The sequence below is a fragment of the Mesorhizobium sp. M1399 genome, from assembly GCF_040317735.1.
Classification (GTDB): Bacteria; Pseudomonadota; Alphaproteobacteria; order Rhizobiales; family Rhizobiaceae; genus Mesorhizobium.
This window is the reverse complement of the sequence record NZ_JAMYKZ010000010.1, coordinates 264,643-284,575: the sequence shown is the minus strand read 5'-3', so window position 1 is coordinate 284,575 and position 19,933 is coordinate 264,643. Positions and strand designations below refer to the sequence as shown.

Sequence of the window (19,933 nt, the reverse complement as noted above, 5' to 3'; positions counted from 1 at the left end):
CCAAGGAATGTGCAACTTTGAAAGCAGGGCGGTTCGCGCGATAACGACAGTCTTGGCGCAAATTTGCTACTGCGCCAGGGATTTCGCGCGAAATCTCCACGGACAATTAAACCGGGACATTTGCTGCTGCGCCGCTCGTTCTTCGGGCAACCAACTGTTCTGCGCGAACAGCCGTTTCAATATTCCCGTTCATAGAAAACACCGCCTTTGGCTTCGCCGGCGTCGGTTGCCTCACCACGCAGCTTGACGCCGCGCCCGACGTCGAGATCGACGGTTGCCTTGCCCGAGCCGGGCCTATCGCCCTTCTGGATCGTCACGTAAGTGCGGTCGTTGAGATACTTGCCCGCCGAGACGGCGGTGCCGCCCTCTTCGTCGGTGATTACGTCGAGATCGTCGACGCCGATCGCGCTGCGCAGGTTCTGCAGCAGGGAGGTCGAGCCGCCGACGCCGGCCAGTTGTCCGGCAGCCTCGGCAAGCTGCGCGATCTGCAGCGGCGACAGGTTCGACATCGAACGGCCGAAGATCAGCTGCGCCAGCACCTCGTCCTCCGGCAGCGCGGGTACCGAGGAGAAGGTGAATTTCGGGTTGGTCGCCTCGCCCGACACCACGATGGTCACGGTGGCGCTGGTTGTCTTGGATTGCGCCGTAAGGTTGAGGTAAGGCACCAGAGAGCCCGAGAAGCCGACCGTGCCTTCGGTGAAGGTCAGCCGCTTGGCAAGGATCGTCAGCCGCCCGCGCCGCAAGGTGAAGGTGCCGACCGCCTGGGGTGACGATGCCGGACCGGTCAGCCGCAGCGAACCGCCGAGCTCGGCGTCGACGCCCCTGCCCTGGATGAAGATCTGGCTCGGCGCATTGATCGTGACGTCGAGGTTGAGGCCACTGCCGCCGCCACCGCTGCTTGCAGCGGCCGGGCGCAACGCCTTGTCCTGCGCACGCACGGCTGCCGGCGCATTCTTGTGCTTGACGTTGAGCTCGGCCAGCGAGCCGGGCAGCTTTTCGGGTACGGTGATGACGGTCTTGGCCAGGTTGACGGTACCGGAAATCACCGGCCCGGAGGTGAGCGGTCCCTTGATGGTCAGGTCGCCGCCGAGGTTAGCAGTGACCACCTTGCCGTCGGTATAACGGCCGTCGACCAGTTTGACCGACAGGTCGGCTGGGAAACCCTTAGCCGGATCGATGCCGACGGTGCCGCTGGCCGAAAGGCTGCCACGCGTCGACAGCGTGCCGGTCAGGCGGTTGATCCTGGCCACGCCACCACCGATAGCGACATCGGCGGTGATGTCGTTGATCGCAAGCCCCGAGCGCGCGTCGACCAGGCGGGCGCCTGACGTACGGACCGTGCCTGAGATCACCGGCGACGTCGCCGGGCCGCGCACCTGCACATCGACGTCGGCCGTGCCGCTCAAGGACAGGCCTTGCGCGGCGAGTGTCCTGGTGAGGAAGGCGAACGGCACCTTGCCGGAAAAGTTGAGATCAAGGGTGGGCGCGCCTGATGTCGTCATCGTGCCGCCGCCCTTGAGGCCAAGGCCGGCGGCATCGCTCATGTTGGCGTCGAAGGTCAGTCTGTTGCCCGAATACGTACCTGAAGACGAAACGCCCATGCCGCCGAAACCTGCACCGCGGGTCTGCGACGTCTGAACGCCTGCGGCGTCGATCTTGAAGGCGACGGCCGGATTGGCCGGCGCGCCCGTCACCTTCACCGTGCCCGAGACGGAGCCGGCGGCATCGAGGCCAGGCGAAAAACTGTTGGCTATCGAGATCGGGACGCGGGCCAGCGTCGCGTTGAGGTCGAGCGCCTGCCCAGCCGTGCCCGTGACCGTCGCCGTTCCGCCGCCGAGGTTGAGCACCAGCCTGTCGAGGCTGATCACTCCATTGGCGATGTTGATGGTCGAGGCCTGGGCGATAGCCGCCTTGATGCCGCGAATGGTCGCCTCGCCGGAGGCAAGTTCGACCGTCGTCGTGCCCTTGACCGCCCTGACCCGGCCGCCGGCCTTCAGCGGAATATCCTTCACGGTGGCGCCACCGGAGAAACCGGTCCATTCGCCGTCGCGCTTGAGATCGCCGTCGACACCACGGATAACCGTGCCGCCGGAAGTGACGCTGTCGGCACGGATTTTTCCGGAGATCACCGGTGCCGCCAGGTAGTTGGCGATCAGCGCATCGATGGTCACGGCCTTGGCCGAGACATCGCCGCGCGAGATCGAGCCCGTCGTCGCCTTGATGGCGACCTGCGGCACGGCGCCAGCCTTGGAGAAGGCGATCGTGCCGCGCACATCGCCATCGGCCTTTTCCAGTGCCAGGGCAGCAAGCGGACCGATATCGGGCAGGTCCAGTGCTACCGTACCGACCGGCACGAAGGCATCGTCGAGCGCCAGGTCGCCGGAAATACGGTTCTTGCCCAGCGACAGCAAAAGCCCGTTGATGGCGCGTTTGCCGTCCGATGTCGCCAGCACGGCACTACCCTGCAGCGACTGGCCCGCGACATTTCCGGTGAGTTGTACATTCGCCGCCGGGTTGGCGGCATCAGCCTTGCCGGTGGCGGTGAGCTTCAGTCCGGTGATCTCACGCGCCGCCACCGAAAGCCTATCGCTGTTGACAGTCAGCGACAGATCCGGCGCGGTGCTGGCGCCTTGCGCATTCAGCGCGAAAGAAATAGCGCCTTTGGCATCCTTGGATAGCAGCGAGACGTCGCCCAGCGCGCCTTTGACGTCGGCGCTCAGCTTGTTATCGGCAAGGCTCGCCTGCCCGTCTGCGGTCAGCGCGCCTGATGACAGCCTGATCGCGTTGGCGGTGACATTGCCGTTGGCGTCTCGCTTCAGCGCGGCACTGAGTTGCGTCCGCTCGGCGAGCATGCCACGCGCCGCTACTGGCAGCGCCGCCGACGCGGCATCCGCCTTGAGATTTAGATCGATGGCGCCGTCGGCCAGCGAGACCCGCCCGTTGAAGCCGCTGTTCAACGCGTCGCTGGTCACGGTGCCGCTATCGATGATGACAGCGTCGGCGGCAAGGCTGCCGGCGACTTTGGCAGTGACCTTGCCGGCGATCAGCGGCGCGACGGTCGGATTGTCGAGGCCGATTTTTTCGGCGGTCACCGAGCCGGAGATCGGCCCGCTCCGGGCTTTCACGTCGAAGCGGTCGGAGTGCAGCGCAAGCGTGATGCCCTCGATCTTAGCTAGATTGGTGGCGGCCGATGGCAGCGTCGCGGAGATGTCGAGCTTCGGCTGGGTGCCCTGCCCGGCCGCCTTTAGCGACAGCGTCTGCAGCTCGAGCTTGATCGGGCTCTCCTTGCTGCCGAGCGAAAGCGGCAGGCTCGGGCCGGTGGATGCGAGGTCGAGCGAGAAATCGCTGGCACCGTTCGGATTGATGGTGCCGGCTGCCTTGCCGGAGATTTTCTCGCCGGCAAGCGTCGCATGCTCGATGGCGACGCCGCTGGCCGACGAGAAACGGCCAGCCGCATCGAGATTGAGCGGCCCGAGCCCGGCCCGCCGGGTCTGGCTGGTTTCGCCGCCGCTGAGCCGGGCGTTGAAGCGAATGTCTGGGGCAGCCGACGATCCCGTGACTTGCGCGGTGCCGCTGAGCGTGCCCGCGGCATCGAGGCCCGGTGAAAAATCATTGGCAAGTGCTGCCGGCACCGCCGACAAGGTGGCAGCGAGATCGAGCGTCTGGCCAGCCGTACCCGACACGGCAACCGAACCACCGCCGACACCGAGCGCCAGTTTCTCTATGCTCACCATGCCATTGGCGATTGTCAGCGCCGATGGCTGCGCGACCGCTGCCTTGATGCCGCGGATGGTCGCCTCGCCGGAGGCAAGCTCGATGCTGGTGATGCCGTTCGCAACCCTGACCCGCCCGGCCGCGCTGGCCGGAATGCCGGCGACCGTGGCGCCGCCGCTAAAGCCGGTCCAGTCGCCATCGCGCTTCAGGTCGACGTCGATGCCGCTGATCACCGTGGTTCCGGAGGTGATCGTGTCGGCCTTGATCTTGCCGGAGATCGCCGGGGCTTTGAGATAATTGGCGACCAGAGCGTTGACGGCGATTGTCTTCGCCGCCAGTTCGCCGCGCGAAATCGCGGCGCTCGTCGCATCGATCGCGATCGTCGGCGCACCATTGTCATTCGCGAAACGGATCGTGCCACGCACGTCGCCGGCTACCGTTTGGCCGGCAAGTCTGGCCAGCGGAGCAATATCCGCGGCATCGAGGTTCAACGTGCCGAGCGGCAGCAGGTTGTCGTCGAGCCCGAGGTCGCCGGAGACCTTGTTGTCGGCCAGTGAGACGGCAAGTCCATTGATGGAGCGCTTGCCGTCGGTGGTGACCAGCGATGCCTTGAGGTCGAGCGGCTGGTCGTCGACCGAGCCGGTCAGCGAGACATCGGCGGCAGGGCTGGCAATGTCGGCCTTGCCGCTCGCGCTCAACTTGATCTGCTTCACCGCATGGCCGGACGCCGTCAGGCTGTCGCTGTTGGCCGAAACCGAGAAATCCGGTGCGCTGCGCGCGCCGCTTGCCGTCAGCGCGAAACCGACGGCGCCGCCGACCTTCGCGCCGACCAGCGGCGACAGTACCGACACGTCGCCGAGCGTGCCCTTGATATCGGCCCGGATATCGGTGCCTTGCGCACTGGCGGTGCCGCTGGCACTAAGCGTACCGGAGGTGAGCTGCAATGCGTTGGCGGCGAACGCACCGTCCGGGTCGCGTGTCGCGGTTGCGGAAAACTGCACACGCTCGCCGAGAACCGAGCTGATCTGCGGCGGCAGCGCCGCCGAAGCCGCGTCGGCATTCATCTTGAGCGTCATCGACAGATCGGCCAGCGCCACAGTGGCCGTCACGGACGCATTGAGCGCGTCGCTGCGCAGCGTGCCTTGGTCGACAACGACCTGGTCCTTGCTGACCGAGCCGGCGAGACCGGCGCTGACCCTTCCCGTTATCAGCGGCGCCAATGTCGCAACGTCGGTGTTCAGGCCGGCCGCCGTCAGCTTGATGGTGACGGGCCCGCTACGGTTCTGGATGTCGAAGCCATCAGAATGCACTTGCCCGATCAGGTCGTCCACCCGCGTGCCGCCCGCCACCACGGAGACCAGCGACGCGCCGATATCCACCATCGGCGCCTTGCCATCGCCGAAAGCGCGGGCCGTGGCGTCCTTGATCGCCACGGTTATCGGCTGTGCCTCGCTGCCGAGGCTAAGCACGATCGGCGGTCCTTTCGCGGCGAGTTTCACAGAAAGATCGCTGACGCCGTTCGGATCGACAATGCCGGCGGCGGTCGCGTGCACGGCGCCGCTGTCGATATTGGCGCGCTCGACATCGACGCCGCCGGCCGCGGTCGCTGTGCCGGCAAGGTCGAAGGTGGTCTTGCCGGCAAACAGCGGTTTCAGGGTTTCGGGCAGGAAGCGCTCGAATTCGCCATCGCCGTTGGCCTCGACATAATGGCCCTTATCGGTGAGCTGATGGCGACCGGTGAGTTGGGTGACGATCCGGCCGTCGACAACGAAAGTCCCAATACCATTCCAGTTGGCGAGCGGTCCTGTGCCGGAAACGACAATGTCGACTGGCGGCGCGCCCGGCAGCTTGAGCAGGTTGGCGATGATGCCGCCGGCCGGCTCGGATGCCTTGAGGTCGAGGTCGAGCTTGTTGTCGGCCGGCGCGAAATGGGCTTTGGCGTCGACTGTGCCTTGCTTGCCGTCGTGGCGAACGATGTTGAGATTGGTCTCGATAGCCAGCGGCGAGGCATCCGCCTTGAGCGCTCCCTTGGCTGCCAGCTCGGCGACACCGCTGCCGGCCAGAGCCTGCCCGAGTGCGATTTCGGGAAGGTCGAGCTGCTTGACGTCGATGGAAACCGGCAGCGTGGTCGCCCCGCTTTGGCTCGGCTGTGTGCTGGCCACCGGCAGCCGTGCCAACTCGACCCGTTCGGCCCCAATGCGATCGGCGTTGAAGCTCTTCGACAGGAGTGCCAGCGGCGACCAGTCGACGGCCACCTTGCGCGCCACCATCCAGGCGCCTTCGCGATCCTCCAGAACGACATGATCGACCCTCAGCGCGCCCGACCAGATACCGTCGATGCCGACGACAGTGACCTTGCGATCGCCGGTCGAGGCCATGGTCGAGATGATGCCGGCAAGGTTTTCGCGACCGCGCTCGGTTTTGGTCAGCACGACGAGCGCCCCCACCGCCGCTGCCACGACGATGAGCAGCGTGTAGAAAAGGATACGAAGGATGCGCCTGAATATTGCCATCAGAATGCCTGGCCGATGCCGGCATAAATGCCGAAATGAGGATCGTCGGGGCCGCGGTTGAGCGGCACTGCCGCGTCGATCCGCAGCGGCCCGAACGCCGTCAGATAGCGCAAGCCTACACCCGCGCCGACCTTCATGTCCGAAAAATCGGGGACCTGCCTGGTGGACACCGTGCCGGCATCGACGAACGGCACGACGCCGATCTTGTCGGTGACGGCGATGCGCATCTCGACCGAGGTCTCGAAGAAGGAAAGCCCGCCGATCGGCTCTCCGTTGCTGTCCTTCGGGCCGATGCCCTGATAGGCATAGCCGCGCACCGAGCCGCCGCCGCCGGAGTAGAAGCGGCGGTCGGCCGGAACATCCTGAAGACCGGCGCCGATGATCGAGCCGATGGCGACACGTTCGGCGAAAACGAATTTCGAGGCCGAATCGAGCGACTGGTAGGCCGACCCCTCGCCCTTCAGCTTGACGAACGCAGCCCCGCTCAAAATGTCGTAGCTCGGCTCGGCATAGGCCAGCACCCTGAAGCCCCTGGTCGGATTGAGCTTGCTGTCGCGATTATCGTAGACATATTGCAGCGGAATGCTGGCGATCAGATAGGTGTGCTTGCCGAAAGCGTCGTGGATCCTGGAATAGTCAAGCGCGACTTGCGCGGAAACCGTCTGCTTCTTGTCGAGTTCGTAGGACAGGCCGGTGCTGCCCTTGACCGAGAAATGGTCGTAGGCGTCGGGGTGCTCCAGCACGGTGTTGACACTGGCAATGAATTTCGACGCCGGCCCGACCACGCCCGGCTTTTCGAACATGACGCCGGCATTGTAATTGAGCTGGGTCAAGTCGTTGCTGCCGATGCCGCTGATCTTGCCGTCGATGCGCAGCTTTTCGGCGCGGCCAAACAGATTGCGGTGGCCCCAATAGCCTTCGAGGCCCAGCCCTTCGGTGTTTGAGAAGCTGCCGCCAATGCCGAAATAGCGCGGCTTACGTTCGCTTACCTGGACACCGATCGGGATGTTGCCCTCGACGTCGAGGGCGTCGGCTTCCTTCACCGTCACGCTGTTGAAGACCTCGAGCCCGAGCAGCCGGTCGCGCGCATCGTCGATCTCATCGGGCGAATATTGGCGGCCGCGCTTCAGGCCGGTCATATATTCGGTGAAGTCGCGGTCGACCTTTTCGGTGCCCTCGACAGTGGTGTCGCCATAGCCGGCGACCGGCCCGGCCGCGACGGTGAGCGTCACGTCGAGCGTCGACCCGGCGTGCTCGGCGACGATCTCGCGGCCCGTCACCTTGGCCAACGGCCTGCCTTCTTGCTTGAGTGCCCGCACGATCGCCGCCTCGGCCTTGAGCACGGCGCCCGAACCGGCGTCACCGCCGGCGATCAGGCCGAAATCGGCACTTGCCAGCCCCGCTGCATCGCCTTTCAGTCTGATGTTGCCAAGCGTGAATTTCGGCCCGGCTGCTATGCTTATCACCACCGGAATCGGCTGCGGGCCGGAAAACTCGGCATCGGGCGGCAGATCGTCGAGCGGCTTGCCCTGAATAGTGATGGTGACGACACCCTCGTAGCGCGCGTCCGCGTAGAGCGCGGCGACAAGTTGCTCACGGTCGCTGCGCGCCTTGGCCAAAAGACCCAGCGAACCTGATACCGGGTGTTCCTCGTCGGCTTTCAGCGCCGAGGCGTTTTCGAGCTTCTCGGCGAGATCCTCGTCGGCGTCGGGCGCTTCTATCGTCACGGCATAGCGCAGTGGGTCGACGATGTCGGCATCTTCGTCCTTTGACGACCCCCAGAGCTTGATGCCGAAAATCTCGAAGGCTGCCGCACTTCCGGTTTCGGCAACAAGTGCCGTCGAGCACAACAAAGCGAAAAGCAGGGCGCGCGAAAGCGCGCGCTGTGGCGCGGTTCCTCCCGACATCTGCCTTTCATACGCCGGCATTATGCTCCTAGCCTAGCTCGCAAACCTAAAATTGGAATGAAGTTCTGAAGCACTCGTAAAGGGGCCACAATCCAATTGCTGAAATAGACAGGGCTTGGAACTCACACCTTCTGCGTCGCCGCAAGAAAGCGTGATCCCCTGTCCTATGGAGCTACTACCGGTCACCGACCGGAAAGCAAACCGTTGGCAGGCGGATCCTGCCGCGTCCTGATGTTGACAAGCGCGACTGAAGCTTGAAGATTTCTGGACGTAAGCACTTGTCTGGAGGGGTTTATGGCAATGCGCGCGGCTCGTGGTCTATCGATTCTTTTCCTTCTCTTTTTCGCCTGGAGCGGTGTCGCGCAAGCGGCCGAAGCCCGGCGGGTGGTGACATCGGATAATTCCGACTATTTTGGTTTCGATCTCAGATCCGACCAGAATGTCAGCCTCGATCAGTGCAAGACCACCTGCCTCGGCGACCCGGCCTGCCGTGCCTTCACCTACAACCTCAAGGCCAAATGGTGCTTCCTTAAATCCGATTACAACTCGTTGAAACCCTTCGGCGGCGCCGTCGCCGGCAAGGTCGTCAACATCGATGGCGATCCCGACATCGGCGCGCCACCCGAACTCGCCTTCTTCCCCAACTGGATGGCCGACCAGGCCCAGCAATACCGCAACAAGCTCACCGGCCCGACCTACACCAAGCCGACAGAGGGGCTGACGGCGCTGAGGGCCGCCGCCGAACAGTCGGCGCTGACGGGCGATCATCGCTCGGCCATGCACAAATACGAAGCGGCGGTTTCGGTGCTGCCGGACGATGGCCAGCTCTGGCTCGAGCTGGCGCGCGAAACGCTTGCCGTCCATCCGACCGCCAACAGTTCGGAGCCGTCGACCCTACCGGCGAACGCCACTTCCGCCGCCTTCAACGCCTACAAATTGCTGCGCACCACCAAGACGCGCGCCGACGTGCTGGCGCTGCTCGGCGACGGCCTTGACCGCCGCGACCTCTACAGGCCGGCCCTGCAGGCCTACGAGGCGAGCCTCGCTTTGGTCAATTCGCCGGCGGTCAGGGCCGCCTATCAGGATCTCAAGGCCCGCAAGGGCTTCCGCGTCATCGATCATACCGTCGATGCCGACACCAGCGCGCCGCGTATCTGCGCGCAGTTCTCCGAGGAGTTGGTCAAGACCGGCGTCGATTATTCCCAGTTCGTCACCGTCGACAACGCCGCTCCCAAGGGCGTCGAAGCCAAGGACAAGCAGATCTGCGTCGAAGGGCTCGAGCACGGCCAGCATTATGACGTGACCTTCCGCGCCGGCCTGCCGGCCGCCATTGGCGAGGTCACCGCGGCACCGGTGGTACTGTCGATCTACGTGCAGGACCGCGCGCCTTCGGCCCGCTTCACCGGCGACAGCTTCGTGCTGCCCGCCGGCGCACGCCGCGGCATACCGGTCGTCACCGTCAACATGAATGCCGCCGAAATGAAGCTCTTCCGCATCGGCGACCGCTCGCTGGCCCAGCTTCTGTCGGGGTATCAGTTCCTGCGCCAACTTGACGGCTACGACATTTCGAACATCTCCGAACAGATGGGCGAGCCGGTCTGGCAAGGCCAGCTCGACATCGCCAACGACCTCAACAAGGAAGTCACCACCTCCTTCCCCATCGACGAGGCGTTGCCGAAGCGCAAGCCCGGCGTCTATGTGCTGACCGCACAAGCCGTCAACGATCGCAACGACGACTATGATTCGCACGCCACGCAATGGTTCGTCGTCTCCGACATCGGCCTGTCGACCTATACCGGACAGGATGGGCTGAACGTCTTTGCCCGTTCGCTCGCAACCGCCAAGCCGATTGCCCGCGCCGAGCTGACGCTGCTGGCCAGGAACAACGAGATCCTTGGCACCGCGACCACCGACGCGGAAGGGCGGGCGGTGTTCAATCCCGGCCTGACGCGCGGCGACAGCGGCATGGCACCGGCGGTGCTGATGGCCAAGCAGGGCGACGACGACTTCGTCTTCCTCGATATGGGCCGCGCCGGGTTCGACCTGTCCGACCGCGGCGTCGCCGGACGTGCGGCGCCGGGCGCGCTCGACGTCTATGCCTGGACCGAGCGCGGCATCTACCGCGCCGGCGAGGACGTCCACGTCTCGGCTCTTGCCCGCGACAGTGCCGCCAAGGCGGTCGAGAACCTGCCGCTCACCTTCATCTTCTCGCGGCCCGACGGCGTCGAGGACCGCCGCATCGTCAGCGACGGAGCATCGGCCGGCGGCCACGCCGTCGACCTGCCGCTGGAACCCAACGCCATGCGCGGCACCTGGACAGTGGCGATCCACACCGATCCCAAGCAGGCGGCGGTTGCCAGCCAGATGTTCCTGGTCGAGGACTTCGTCCCGGATCGCATCGAGTTCGACCTGTCCGCCGACAAGCAGGAGATCGCCCAGGGCGAGACCGCCAACATCACCGTCGACGGCCGCTTTCTCTATGGCGCGCCGGCCGCGGGCCTCGCGCTCGAAGGCGAATTGACGCTGTCGACCGCCCGCGACTGGGACCGCTTCAAAGGCTATTCCTTCGGTCTGGCCGACGAACAGTCGGCCGAACCAACGGTGACGCCCTTCACCGGCCTGCCGGTGGTCGGCGACGACGGCAAGGCGACTTTCCCGGTTTCCGTCGATCAATTGCCATCCACCACCAAGCTGGTCGATGCCAAGGTCACGGTCCGGTTGCGCGAGACCGGCGGCCGTGCGATCGAGCGCTCGCTGAATATCGGCATCCGCCCGCAGGGCCACATGATCGGCATCCGCCCCGATTTCGACGGCGACGAGGTGCCGCAAGGCGGCACGGCCAAGTTCAGCCTGATCGCCGTCGACCCCGACGGCAAGCGTGAGGCGCTCAAGGGTGCGCAGTGGTCGCTGGTCAAGGTCGAGCGCAGCTACCAGTGGTACCGCTCGAGCAATTCCTGGAACTATGAGCCGGTCATCTTCACCAAGGCGGTGGCCAACGGCCAGGTCGACCTGAGCGCCGATGGCGAGGCTACCATGTCGCTGCCGGTCGACTGGGGCCGCTACCGGCTCGATATCGAGACAGCCGATCCGGAAGGCCCGGCGACCAGCTATGAGTTCGACGCCGGCTGGTATGTCAGCTCGACGACCACCGAAACGCCTGACGGGCTCGAGATAGCGCTCGACAAGGACACCTATGCGGCGGGCGAAGTAGCCAAGCTCAAAGTGTCGCCGCACTTTGCCGGCGAATTGCTCGTCACCATCGGCGCCGACAAGCTCTTGAGGACGGTCACGGCCAGCGTGCCGGCCGGCGGCAGCACTGTCGACATCACGGTCGGGGACGATTGGGGTGCCGGCGCCTACGTCACGGCAACGCTGTTCAGGCCGGGCGATGCGCAAGAGACGCGCATGCCGGCGCGCGCCATCGGCGTCAAATGGCTGAAGCTCGATCCCGGCTCGCGTAAGCTTGCCGTCAGCTTGGCGCCGCCGGACAAGACCATGCCGCGCCAGCAGCTGTCGATCCCGGTCGCCGTTGCCGGCGTGCAGCCCGGCACCAACGCCTATGTCATGGTCGCGGCCGTTGACGTCGGCATCCTCAACCTGACCAACTACAAGGTACCGGATCCGGAGAACTGGTTCTTCGGCCAGCGCATGCTCGGTCTCGAGGTTCGCGACATCTATGGCCGGCTGATCGACGGCTCGCTGGGCACGACCGGCAAGCTGCGCACTGGCGGCGATGGCGCCAACATGCAGTCGCAAGGCAGTCCGCCGACCGAAAAGCTGGTCGCCTTCTTCTCCGGCCCGGTCCAGCTCGACGCCGACGGCAAGGCGCGGATCGACTTCGACATACCGCAGTTCAACGGCACCGTGCGCGTCATGGCCGTCGCCTGGACAAAGGAAGCGGTCGGCCATGCCCAGTCAGACGTCATCGTGCGCGATCCGGTGGTGATCACCGCCGGCCTGCCGCGCTTCCTGGCGCCCGACGATTCCGCCGTCATGCGGCTCGACGTCGCCGACACCGATGGCCCCGCTGGCGACTACAAGCTGACCATCGACACGACGGGCGACCTGTCTACCGGCAGTGCCGCCTTGCCTGAGAAGCTGACGCTCGCCAAAGGCAAGCGGCAGACGCTGACCGTGCCGTTGATTGCGCAGACCGCGGGCAACGCCTCGATCACCATCAAGCTTGCGCATGCCGATGGCACCGCCGTCGAGCAGACGCTCTATGTGCCGGTGCGCCCGGCGCAACTGCCGGTGACCACCCGCATGGTCGTCGACCTCAAGGGCAATGGCGGCGCGCTGCGCGTCGACAAGGAACTGTTGGCGGCAAGCCTGCTCGATGGCGCTTCGGTGAGCGTCGGCGTTTCGCAGTCAGCTGCCTTCGATGTGCCGTCGCTGCTGATGACGCTCGACCGCTATCCCTATGGTTGCGCTGAGCAGACCACCAGCCGCGCCATGCCGCTTCTATACGTCAACGAGATGGCTTCCGGCATCGGCATGGCCAGCGACCCCGATCTGCATGGCCGCGTCCAGGACGCCATCTACAAGGTGCTGAGCTACCAGGCCTCGGCCGGCAGCTTCGGCCTGTGGGGTCCGGGTTCCGGCGATCTGTGGCTCGACGCCTATGTCACCGATTTCCTGACCCGGGCGCGCGAGCAGAAATACGACGTGCCGGCCCTGGCGATGAACCAGGCGCTGAGCAATCTGCAGAACGCGATCGGCTACGACCAGGACGTCCAGGATCGCGGCAGTGAGATCGCTTATGCGCTCTATGTGCTTGCCCGCAACAAGAAGGCCTCGGTCGGCGATCTGCGTTATTACGCCGACACCCAGCTCGAAGCCTTTACCAGCCCGATGGCCGTCGCCCAACTGGCGGCCTCTCTCGCTCTCTACGGTGACACGCAGCGCTCGGAGGCAACCTTCCAGGCCGCGTTGCAACTGGCCAAGTCGACGCCGGAATATGACTATTACCGGTCCGACTATGGCTCGCCGCTGCGTGACGGTGCGGCGATCCTGGCGCTTGCCGCGGAAAGCAAGCCGGTGCCGACCATCGTGCCGGCGCTGATCCAGCTGGTGACCAGGGAACGCGCCGACGCCAGGTGGACCAGCACCCAGGACGAGTCCTGGATGCTGCTGGCGGCCCGCGCGCTGAAGGCCGGCAATGATTCGATCGCGCTGACCGTCAACGGCGCACCGCATGCCGGCGGCTATTCGGACCAGATCGCCGGTGGCGAACTGGCCGACAGTCCGCTGACCATCGTCAACACCGGCAGAAATCCGCTGCAGGCGGTCGTCACCACCGTGGCCTCGCCGATCCAGCCTCTGCCGGCCGGCGGCAACGGCTTTACCATCAGCCGTACCTACTACAAGCTCGACGGCACAGAGGCCAACGTGACGGAGGTCAAGCAGAACGAACGCTATGTCGTCGTGCTCAAGGTTTACGAGCAGAACACCTGGCCTTCGCGGCTGCTGATCACCGACCTGTTGCCGGCCGGCTTCGAGATCGACAATCCGGGCCTGGTCTCCAGCGCCCAATTGACGAACTTCTCTTGGCTGGCGCAGACCGATGCTGCCCATCTCGAATTCCGCAACGACCGTTTCGTCGCGGCCTTCAATCCGAACGACGGCGACGGCGACCGCAACATCACGCTCGCCTACGTCGTACGCGCGGTGACGCCGGGCACCTATGCCCACCCGGCAGCAACGATCGAAGACATGTACCGGCCGCAATATTCGGCCCGCACCGCCACCGGCATGATGGAGGTCAAGGCGCCGTAACGATGGAGAGGGACGCAAACTGGTTGGCTGTAGCTAACGACGTGACGCCGCGCCGCCCCTTACCCTTACCCTCTCCCCGTGAAGGACAGGGAGAGGGGGTCGCCAGCGTTGCGGCCATTCACCTTCTCCCCGTCCTCCACGGGGAGAGGGTGCCGGCAGGCGGATGAGGGGCGGCGCCGTGCTCTCCAAAAGATTCCTCCGCCGAGCGGCCATTGCGGGCATTTCCTTCGCCGCAATCACCGCTGTCGCCCTCTGGCAGCTCGACCGCGCTTTTCCGCCGCCGCTGCCGGCTGCGCTGACGGTCTCGACCGAGGTGCAGGACCGTGACGGCCAGCTGTTGCGGGCCTTCGCCACGCCGGACGGCTATTGGCGGCTTGCGACCAACCTGGACCAGGTTGACAACCAGTTCGTCGACATGCTGGTCACCTATGAGGACAAGCGCTTCTGGGATCATCAAGGCGTCGACGTGCTGGCACTGGCGCGTGCGGCCGGCCAGTTCGCGACCAGCGGCCATATCGTCTCCGGTGGTTCGACGCTCTCGATGCAGCTCGCCCGGCTGATCGAACCGCGCGACAGCCGCAGCCTCGGCTCGAAGATCAAACAGATGCTGCGCGCCGTCCAGATAGAACGGCGGCTGTCCAAGCGCGAGATCCTCGAACGCTACCTGACGCTGGCGCCCTATGGCGGCAATCTCGAAGGCGTGCGCGCCGCTTCGCTCGCCTATTTCGGCAAGGAGCCGAAGCCGCTGACGGTCTCTGAGGCGGCCCTGCTCGTCGCTTTGCCGCAATTGCCGGAAAAGCGACGCCCTGACCGCAACCTCGAAGTCGCTCATGCCGCCCGCGACCGCGTGCTGACCCGCATGGTGTCGGCAGGCCTGCTCGGCGAACGCGAGGCCGCGCGAGCCGCGCTCGACGATGTGTCGGGGCTGCGGCGGACCTTGCCGGCGCTCGCTGCTCATGCTGCCTATGCAATGCTGCCCAAGGCCATTCCCGGCCAGAAGCTGCAACTGACGATCCGCAAGAGTGTCCAGGAAGGGCTGGAGCAGGTGGCCAAGGATGCCGCCGCCAAGCTCGGCCCTCGCCTCTCGGTGGCCATAGTGCTGGCCGATGCCCGCACCGGCGATATTCTTGGCGAGGTCGGCTCTGCCGATTTCTTCGATGCCAGCCGTTCGGGCTGGATCGACATGACCAAGGTCGTTCGCTCGCCTGGCTCGACGCTGAAGCCGTTCATCTACGGCCTCGCCTTCGAGCAAGGCCTGGTGGCGCAGGAGATGCTGATCGAGGACAGCCCGGCCGATTTCTCCGGTTACCGGCCGAAGAACTTCGACATGGGCTATCAGGGCGATGTCAGCATCAGGCAGGCGCTGCAATTGTCGCTCAACGTGCCGGCGATCCGCGTGCTCGACGCGGTCGGCCCGGCCCGGCTGATGGCGCGCTTTCGCCAGGCAGGCGTGATGCCGATCCTGCCCGTCAACGAAGCGCCTGGCCTGGCGATCGGCCTCGGTGGCGTCGGAGTGACGCTGCGCGACCTCGTCCAACTCTATGCCGGCCTTGCCAATGGCGGCAAGGCACACACGCTGCATGACGGCACCGAGCCGGCGAACACCGAACGCTCGACCACCACCATCCTCGATGGTCAGGCGAATTGGCAGATCACCGACATCCTGTCGGGCGTCAAGCCGCCCCAGGGTGCCGCCCAACGCGGCATCGCCTACAAGACCGGCACCTCCTACGGCTATCGCGACGCCTGGTCGGTCGGCTTCGACGGCCGTTATGTGCTCGGCGTCTGGGTCGGCCGCCCCGATGCCGGCGCGGTGCCCGGTCTGTCCGGCTATGTCTCGGCCGCGCCCATTCTGTTCGAAGGCTTTGTCCGTTCCAGCCTAGCCGCCGTGCCGCTGCCAAGCCAACCGTCCGGCGTCCGCCGGCCAAAGCGCGAAGAATTGCCGGTGACGCTGACGCGCTTCGGCGCCGGCGTCGACGGGCTGGTGCAGGCGACGCCGACCGAACCTGCACCAACCATCGTCTTTCCGCCTGACGGCGCCCGTGTCGATCTCGGCACTTCCTCGGCCGACGCCTCGCCGCTGGTGCTCAAGCTGCAAGGCGGCCGCGCACCGTTCCGCTGGCTGGCCAACGGCAAGCCGCTGGTCGGCATCGACCGGCGGCGCACCGCGACCTGGCAGCCGGACGGCGCCGGCTATTCCACCCTGACCGTAATCGATGCGGCGGGGCGCGCGGCCAGTGTGAAGGTTTTTGTCGAGTGAAAGTTTCCCTTGAATAGTTTCCGGCAGGTGATTCAGCGGATTGGGTTTTACGCCTTGCTTTCGGCCGCCGGTATTTCCTCGGCCTCTGCTGACGCCCTCCCCGCCGGCTTTGTTCGGCTGGCCGACATCGATCCCAGTATCCGGCAGGATATCCGCTATGCCGGCCTCGAAAACTTCCTGCATCGCAAGGTAAGCGGTTACGATGCGCCGGTATGCGTCCTCACCAGCCAAGCGGCGCAAGCGCTTTCCGCAGTGCAGAAAGCGATTGCTGCCGGAGGGCTGACGCTGGTCGTGTTCGACTGCTACCGCCCTGCGCGTGCTGTCTCCGACATGGGTGACTGGACAAAAACGAGCGGACCACCGGACCCGCAATGGTACCCAAAGGTCAAGCGCAAGGATCTCATCGCCAAGGGCTATATCGGCGAACTGTCCACCCATTCGCGCGGATCGACGGTCGATGTCGCCATCACGCGAGCGGACCGCAAGAGCGCTCCGAAACCGGCCTGCGGCGCGACCGATGCCGACACGCTGGATTTCGGCACCGGTTTCGACTGTTTCGATCCGACGAGCGAAACGGCTCACCGACCGACCGCCAGTGAAGCGGCGGCAAACCGCAAAAAACTTGTCGAGGCGATGCGCGCCGGCGGCTTCAAGAATTACGCACGCGAATGGTGGCACTTCACGCTGGAAAACGAGCCGTTTCCAAGAGAGCGCTTCAACTTTCCCGTCACCGCCGAATAGTCCGCCAAAACCTCGTTCGGACGCGACGCCGCCATTGCCGAAGAGCTAGCCGTCTCTAGATAATCGCGTCGGGAGCGTAGGTCCCGTGCAAGGGAAAATAGTTCCTCCCATCGCCGAAAGTAGGCGAAAAATTGCTTCAATAGGCCAAAAAAGGCAACATTGAATGCATCTAAATTCTATCAATTCGGTAGATTTGGCGCGAGTTCAACGGAGGCGGAAATGACCAAACCTCATTTCAGGAAACTGCTCGGCGCACTGGTCGCCACATCGGTCCAGTTCGGCACGCTCGGTTTCGCGTTTGCCGACACCACCATTCTCAACGTGTCCTATGACCCGACGCGTGAGCTCTACAAGCAATTCGATGAGGCCTTTGTCGCCCACTGGAAGGCCGAGACAGGCGAGACGGTGACCATCCAGCAGTCGCATGGCGGATCCGGCGCCCAGGCGCGCGCCGTGATCGACGGGCTCGACGCTGACGTGGTGACGCTGGCGCTCGAAGGCGATATCAACGCCATTGTCTCGAAAACGAAGAAGATCAATCCCGACTGGCGGACGAAATTCGAAAACAATTCGGCGCCTTACACCTCGACCATCATCTTCCTCGTCCGCAAGGGAAACCCCAAGGGCATTCATGATTGGGGCGATCTGGTCAAGGATGACGTCCAGGTGATCACGCCCAATCCGAAGACCTCCGGCGGCGCGCGCTGGAACTATCTTGCCGCCTGGGCCTATGCCAGCGCCAAGGATGGCGGCGACGAGGCCAAGACCAAGGGATTCGTTGGCAATCTCTATGCGCATGTCCCGGTTCTCGACACCGGTGCGCGCGGCGCCACCGTGACCTTTGCGCAAAAAGGGCTAGGCGACGTGCTGCTCGCCTGGGAAAACGAGGCCTATCTGGCGCTCGACGAGTTCGGCGCTGACAATTTCGATATCGTCTACCCGCCGACCTCGATCCTGGCCGAGCCGCCGGTCGCAGTGGTCGACGCCAATGTCGACGCCAAAGGCACACGCAAAGTTGCCGAAGCCTATCTGAGCTACCTCTATTCCAAGGAAGGCCAGACGATCATCGCCAAGAACCATTATCGCCCTTCGAAGCCCGACCTGGTGCCGGCGGAGGACCTGGCCAAGCAGCCTGAGATCAAGCTGGTCACCATCGACGACCCACTTTTTGGCGGCTGGAAGAAGGCACAGCCTTATCATTTCGGCGACGGTGGTATATTCGACCAGATCTATAAGCCGGCCCAGTAGCATTTAGATCAGGACGACATGACCACAGCACCCGCCAAGGCGGGGTGGCGGTTCAGGCAGCCGAGCGTCATTCCGGGTTTCGGATTGACGCTCGGCTTCTCGCTTGCCTACCTCACCCTCATCATCCTCATTCCCCTGTCCGGGTTGATCTGGCGCTCGGCGGCGCTCGGCTGGACCGACTTCTGGGCGATCGTCACCGACCGCCGCACCATCAACGCGCTTGAAATCAGCTTCGGCACCGCCTTCATTGCCGCCGCCGTCAACGTCGTCTTCGGCACGATCGTCGCCTGGGTGCTGGTGCGCTACAGCTTTCCCGGCCGCCGCATCGTCGATGCCATGGTCGACCTGCCCTTTGCGCTGCCGACGGCGGTTGCCGGCATCGCGCTGACCACGCTTTACGCACCGAACGGCTGGATCGGCAGCCTGCTGACGCCGCTCGGCATCAAAGTCGCTTATACGCCACTCGGCATTGTCATTGCGCTGATCTTCATCGGGCTGCCCTTCGTCGTGCGCACCGTGCAGCCGATCATGGAGGAGATCGACAAGGAGGTCGAGGAAGTGGCCGCAACGCTCGGCGCCAATCGCTTCCAGATCATCAGCCGCGTCCTGCTTCCAGGACTGGCGCCGGCCATCGTCACCGGTTTCGCGCTGGCCTTCGCGCGCGGCGTCGGCGAGTACGGCTCAGTCATCTTCATCGCCGGCAACCTGCCCTATAAATCCGAGATCGCACCGCTTCTGATTGTCATCAGGCTCGAGGAATATAATTACGCTGCGGCGACAGCGATCGCGGCGATCATGCTGGCGCTGTCCTTCGTGATGCTGCTGGTCATCAACCTGGTGCAGACGTGGAGCCGCAAGCGCTATGGCTGACCCGGAGATCAAATCCTACGCGCCGCACCACGAAAGCCAGTCGCCGGCGGTGACCGAAAGCCGCACGGCGAGAACCGTGCTGATGATCGTGACCTTTGCCTTCCTCGGCATTTTCCTGCTCTTGCCGCTGATCATCGTCTTCAAGGAAGCTTTCGCCAAAGGCATCGAGGCCTACACACAGGCGCTGTCGGAACCGGATACGCGCTCGGCGATCCGCCTGACGCTTCTGGTCGCGGCGATCTCGGTGCCGCTCAACGTCGTCTTCGGCATTTCCGCCGCCTGGGCGATTGCCAAGTTCGAGTTCAAGGGCAAGGCGTTCCTGACCACGCTGATCGACCTGCCGTTTTCGGTCTCCCCGGTCATTTCCGGCCTGGTTTATGTACTCCTCTTCGGCGCGCAAGGCCTGCTCGGCGCCTGGCTCAAGGCGCATGGCATCGTCATCCTGTTTGCCGTGCCGGGCATCGTGCTGGCCACCATCTTCGTCACCTTCCCCTTCGTCGCCCGCGAATTGATCCCGCTGATGCAGGAACAGGGCAATGGCGATGAGGAGGCGGCCCTGTCGCTCGGCGCCAATGGCTGGCAGGCGTTCTGGTACGTGACGTTGCCTAACGTCAAATGGGGATTGCTCTACGGCGTCCTGTTGTGCAATGCCCGCGCCATGGGTGAGTTCGGTGCGGTCTCGGTGGTGTCGGGCCACATACGCGGGCTGACCAACACCATGCCGCTGCATGTCGAAATCCTTTATAACGAGTACAATGCCGCCGCCGCCTTTACCGTCGCTTCGCTGCTTGCCGGCCTGGCGCTCGTCACGCTGGTCTTGAAAACACTTCTCGAGATGCGCTACGGCGCCGAGATCGCCGCGACGCGCGGACACTGACAAAATGCATGTCGCCCAAAAGTGGGAA

At 64.6% G+C, this 19,933-nt stretch carries 8 protein-coding genes; 6 read left to right on the top strand and 2 right to left on the bottom strand.

Translation table 11 applies throughout. From position 1 onward, the window contains the following. Nucleotides 1-176: 176 nt before the first annotated feature. Both NKH05_RS19670 and NKH05_RS19665 read right to left on the bottom strand, forming a co-directional pair. Nucleotides 177-6,227 carry a translocation/assembly module TamB domain-containing protein gene (locus NKH05_RS19670; RefSeq protein ID WP_353025909.1) on the bottom strand — a complete coding sequence of 2,017 codons (6,051 nt, stop codon included), beginning with the start codon at nucleotides 6,225-6,227 and terminating at the stop codon, nucleotides 177-179. Next, the gene (locus NKH05_RS19665) at nucleotides 6,227-8,155 is read right to left on the bottom strand and encodes an autotransporter assembly complex protein TamA (protein ID WP_352788499.1); all 1,929 of its coding nucleotides are present in this window, start codon (nucleotides 8,153-8,155) and stop codon (nucleotides 6,227-6,229) included. Before NKH05_RS19665 ends, NKH05_RS19670 begins: the two co-directional genes overlap by 1 nt. A gap of 273 nt (nucleotides 8,156-8,428) precedes the next feature. Between NKH05_RS19665 and NKH05_RS19660 the strand changes: the two genes are divergently transcribed. The 6 genes from NKH05_RS19660 to cysW all read left to right on the top strand — a co-directional run bounded on the left by NKH05_RS19660 (nucleotide 8,429) and on the right by cysW (nucleotide 19,905). After that, nucleotides 8,429-13,909, top strand: a complete 5,481-nt coding sequence (locus NKH05_RS19660) for an alpha-2-macroglobulin family protein (protein WP_353025908.1) — start codon at nucleotides 8,429-8,431, stop codon at nucleotides 13,907-13,909. Between the two features lie 163 nt (nucleotides 13,910-14,072). Continuing rightward, nucleotides 14,073-16,169, top strand: a complete 2,097-nt coding sequence (pbpC, locus tag NKH05_RS19655) for a penicillin-binding protein 1C (protein WP_353025907.1) — start codon at nucleotides 14,073-14,075, stop codon at nucleotides 16,167-16,169. 54 nt (nucleotides 16,170-16,223) lie between these two features. Further along, a complete protein-coding gene (locus NKH05_RS19650) occupies nucleotides 16,224-16,910 on the top strand; it encodes a M15 family metallopeptidase (protein WP_353025906.1) in 687 nt (228 codons plus the stop codon). Nucleotides 16,911-17,129: 219 nt separating this feature from the next. Next, nucleotides 17,130-18,158 (top strand): sulfate ABC transporter substrate-binding protein, encoded by a 1,029-nt coding sequence (locus NKH05_RS19645; RefSeq protein ID WP_023720879.1) that lies wholly within the window; start codon nucleotides 17,130-17,132, stop codon nucleotides 18,156-18,158. 18 nt (nucleotides 18,159-18,176) lie between these two features. Further along, a complete protein-coding gene (gene cysT / locus NKH05_RS19640) occupies nucleotides 18,177-19,028 on the top strand; it encodes a sulfate ABC transporter permease subunit CysT (RefSeq protein ID WP_023720880.1) in 852 nt (283 codons plus the stop codon). Continuing rightward, nucleotides 19,021-19,905 carry a sulfate ABC transporter permease subunit CysW gene (cysW, locus tag NKH05_RS19635; RefSeq protein ID WP_353025905.1) on the top strand — a complete coding sequence of 295 codons (885 nt, stop codon included), beginning with the start codon at nucleotides 19,021-19,023 and terminating at the stop codon, nucleotides 19,903-19,905. The genes cysT and cysW overlap by 8 nt, the downstream gene beginning before the upstream one ends. The last annotated feature ends 28 nt before the right edge of the window (nucleotides 19,906-19,933 follow it).

What these genes read in the sequence shown, in the direction of transcription:
- NKH05_RS19670 (WP_353025909.1), bottom strand. Translation starts at nt 6,227, where the DNA reads ATGGCAATATTCAGGCGCATCCTTCGTATCCTTTTCTACACGCTGCTC.
- NKH05_RS19665 (WP_352788499.1), bottom strand. Translation starts at nt 8,155, where the DNA reads ATGCCGGCGTATGAAAGGCAGATGTCGGGAGGAACCGCGCCACAGCGC.
- NKH05_RS19660 (WP_353025908.1), top strand. Translation starts at nt 8,429, where the DNA reads ATGGCAATGCGCGCGGCTCGTGGTCTATCGATTCTTTTCCTTCTCTTT.
- pbpC (WP_353025907.1), top strand. Translation starts at nt 14,073, where the DNA reads ATGAGGGGCGGCGCCGTGCTCTCCAAAAGATTCCTCCGCCGAGCGGCC.
- NKH05_RS19645 (WP_023720879.1), top strand. Translation starts at nt 17,130, where the DNA reads ATGACCAAACCTCATTTCAGGAAACTGCTCGGCGCACTGGTCGCCACA.
- cysT (WP_023720880.1), top strand. Translation starts at nt 18,177, where the DNA reads ATGACCACAGCACCCGCCAAGGCGGGGTGGCGGTTCAGGCAGCCGAGC.
- cysW (WP_353025905.1), top strand. Translation starts at nt 19,021, where the DNA reads ATGGCTGACCCGGAGATCAAATCCTACGCGCCGCACCACGAAAGCCAG.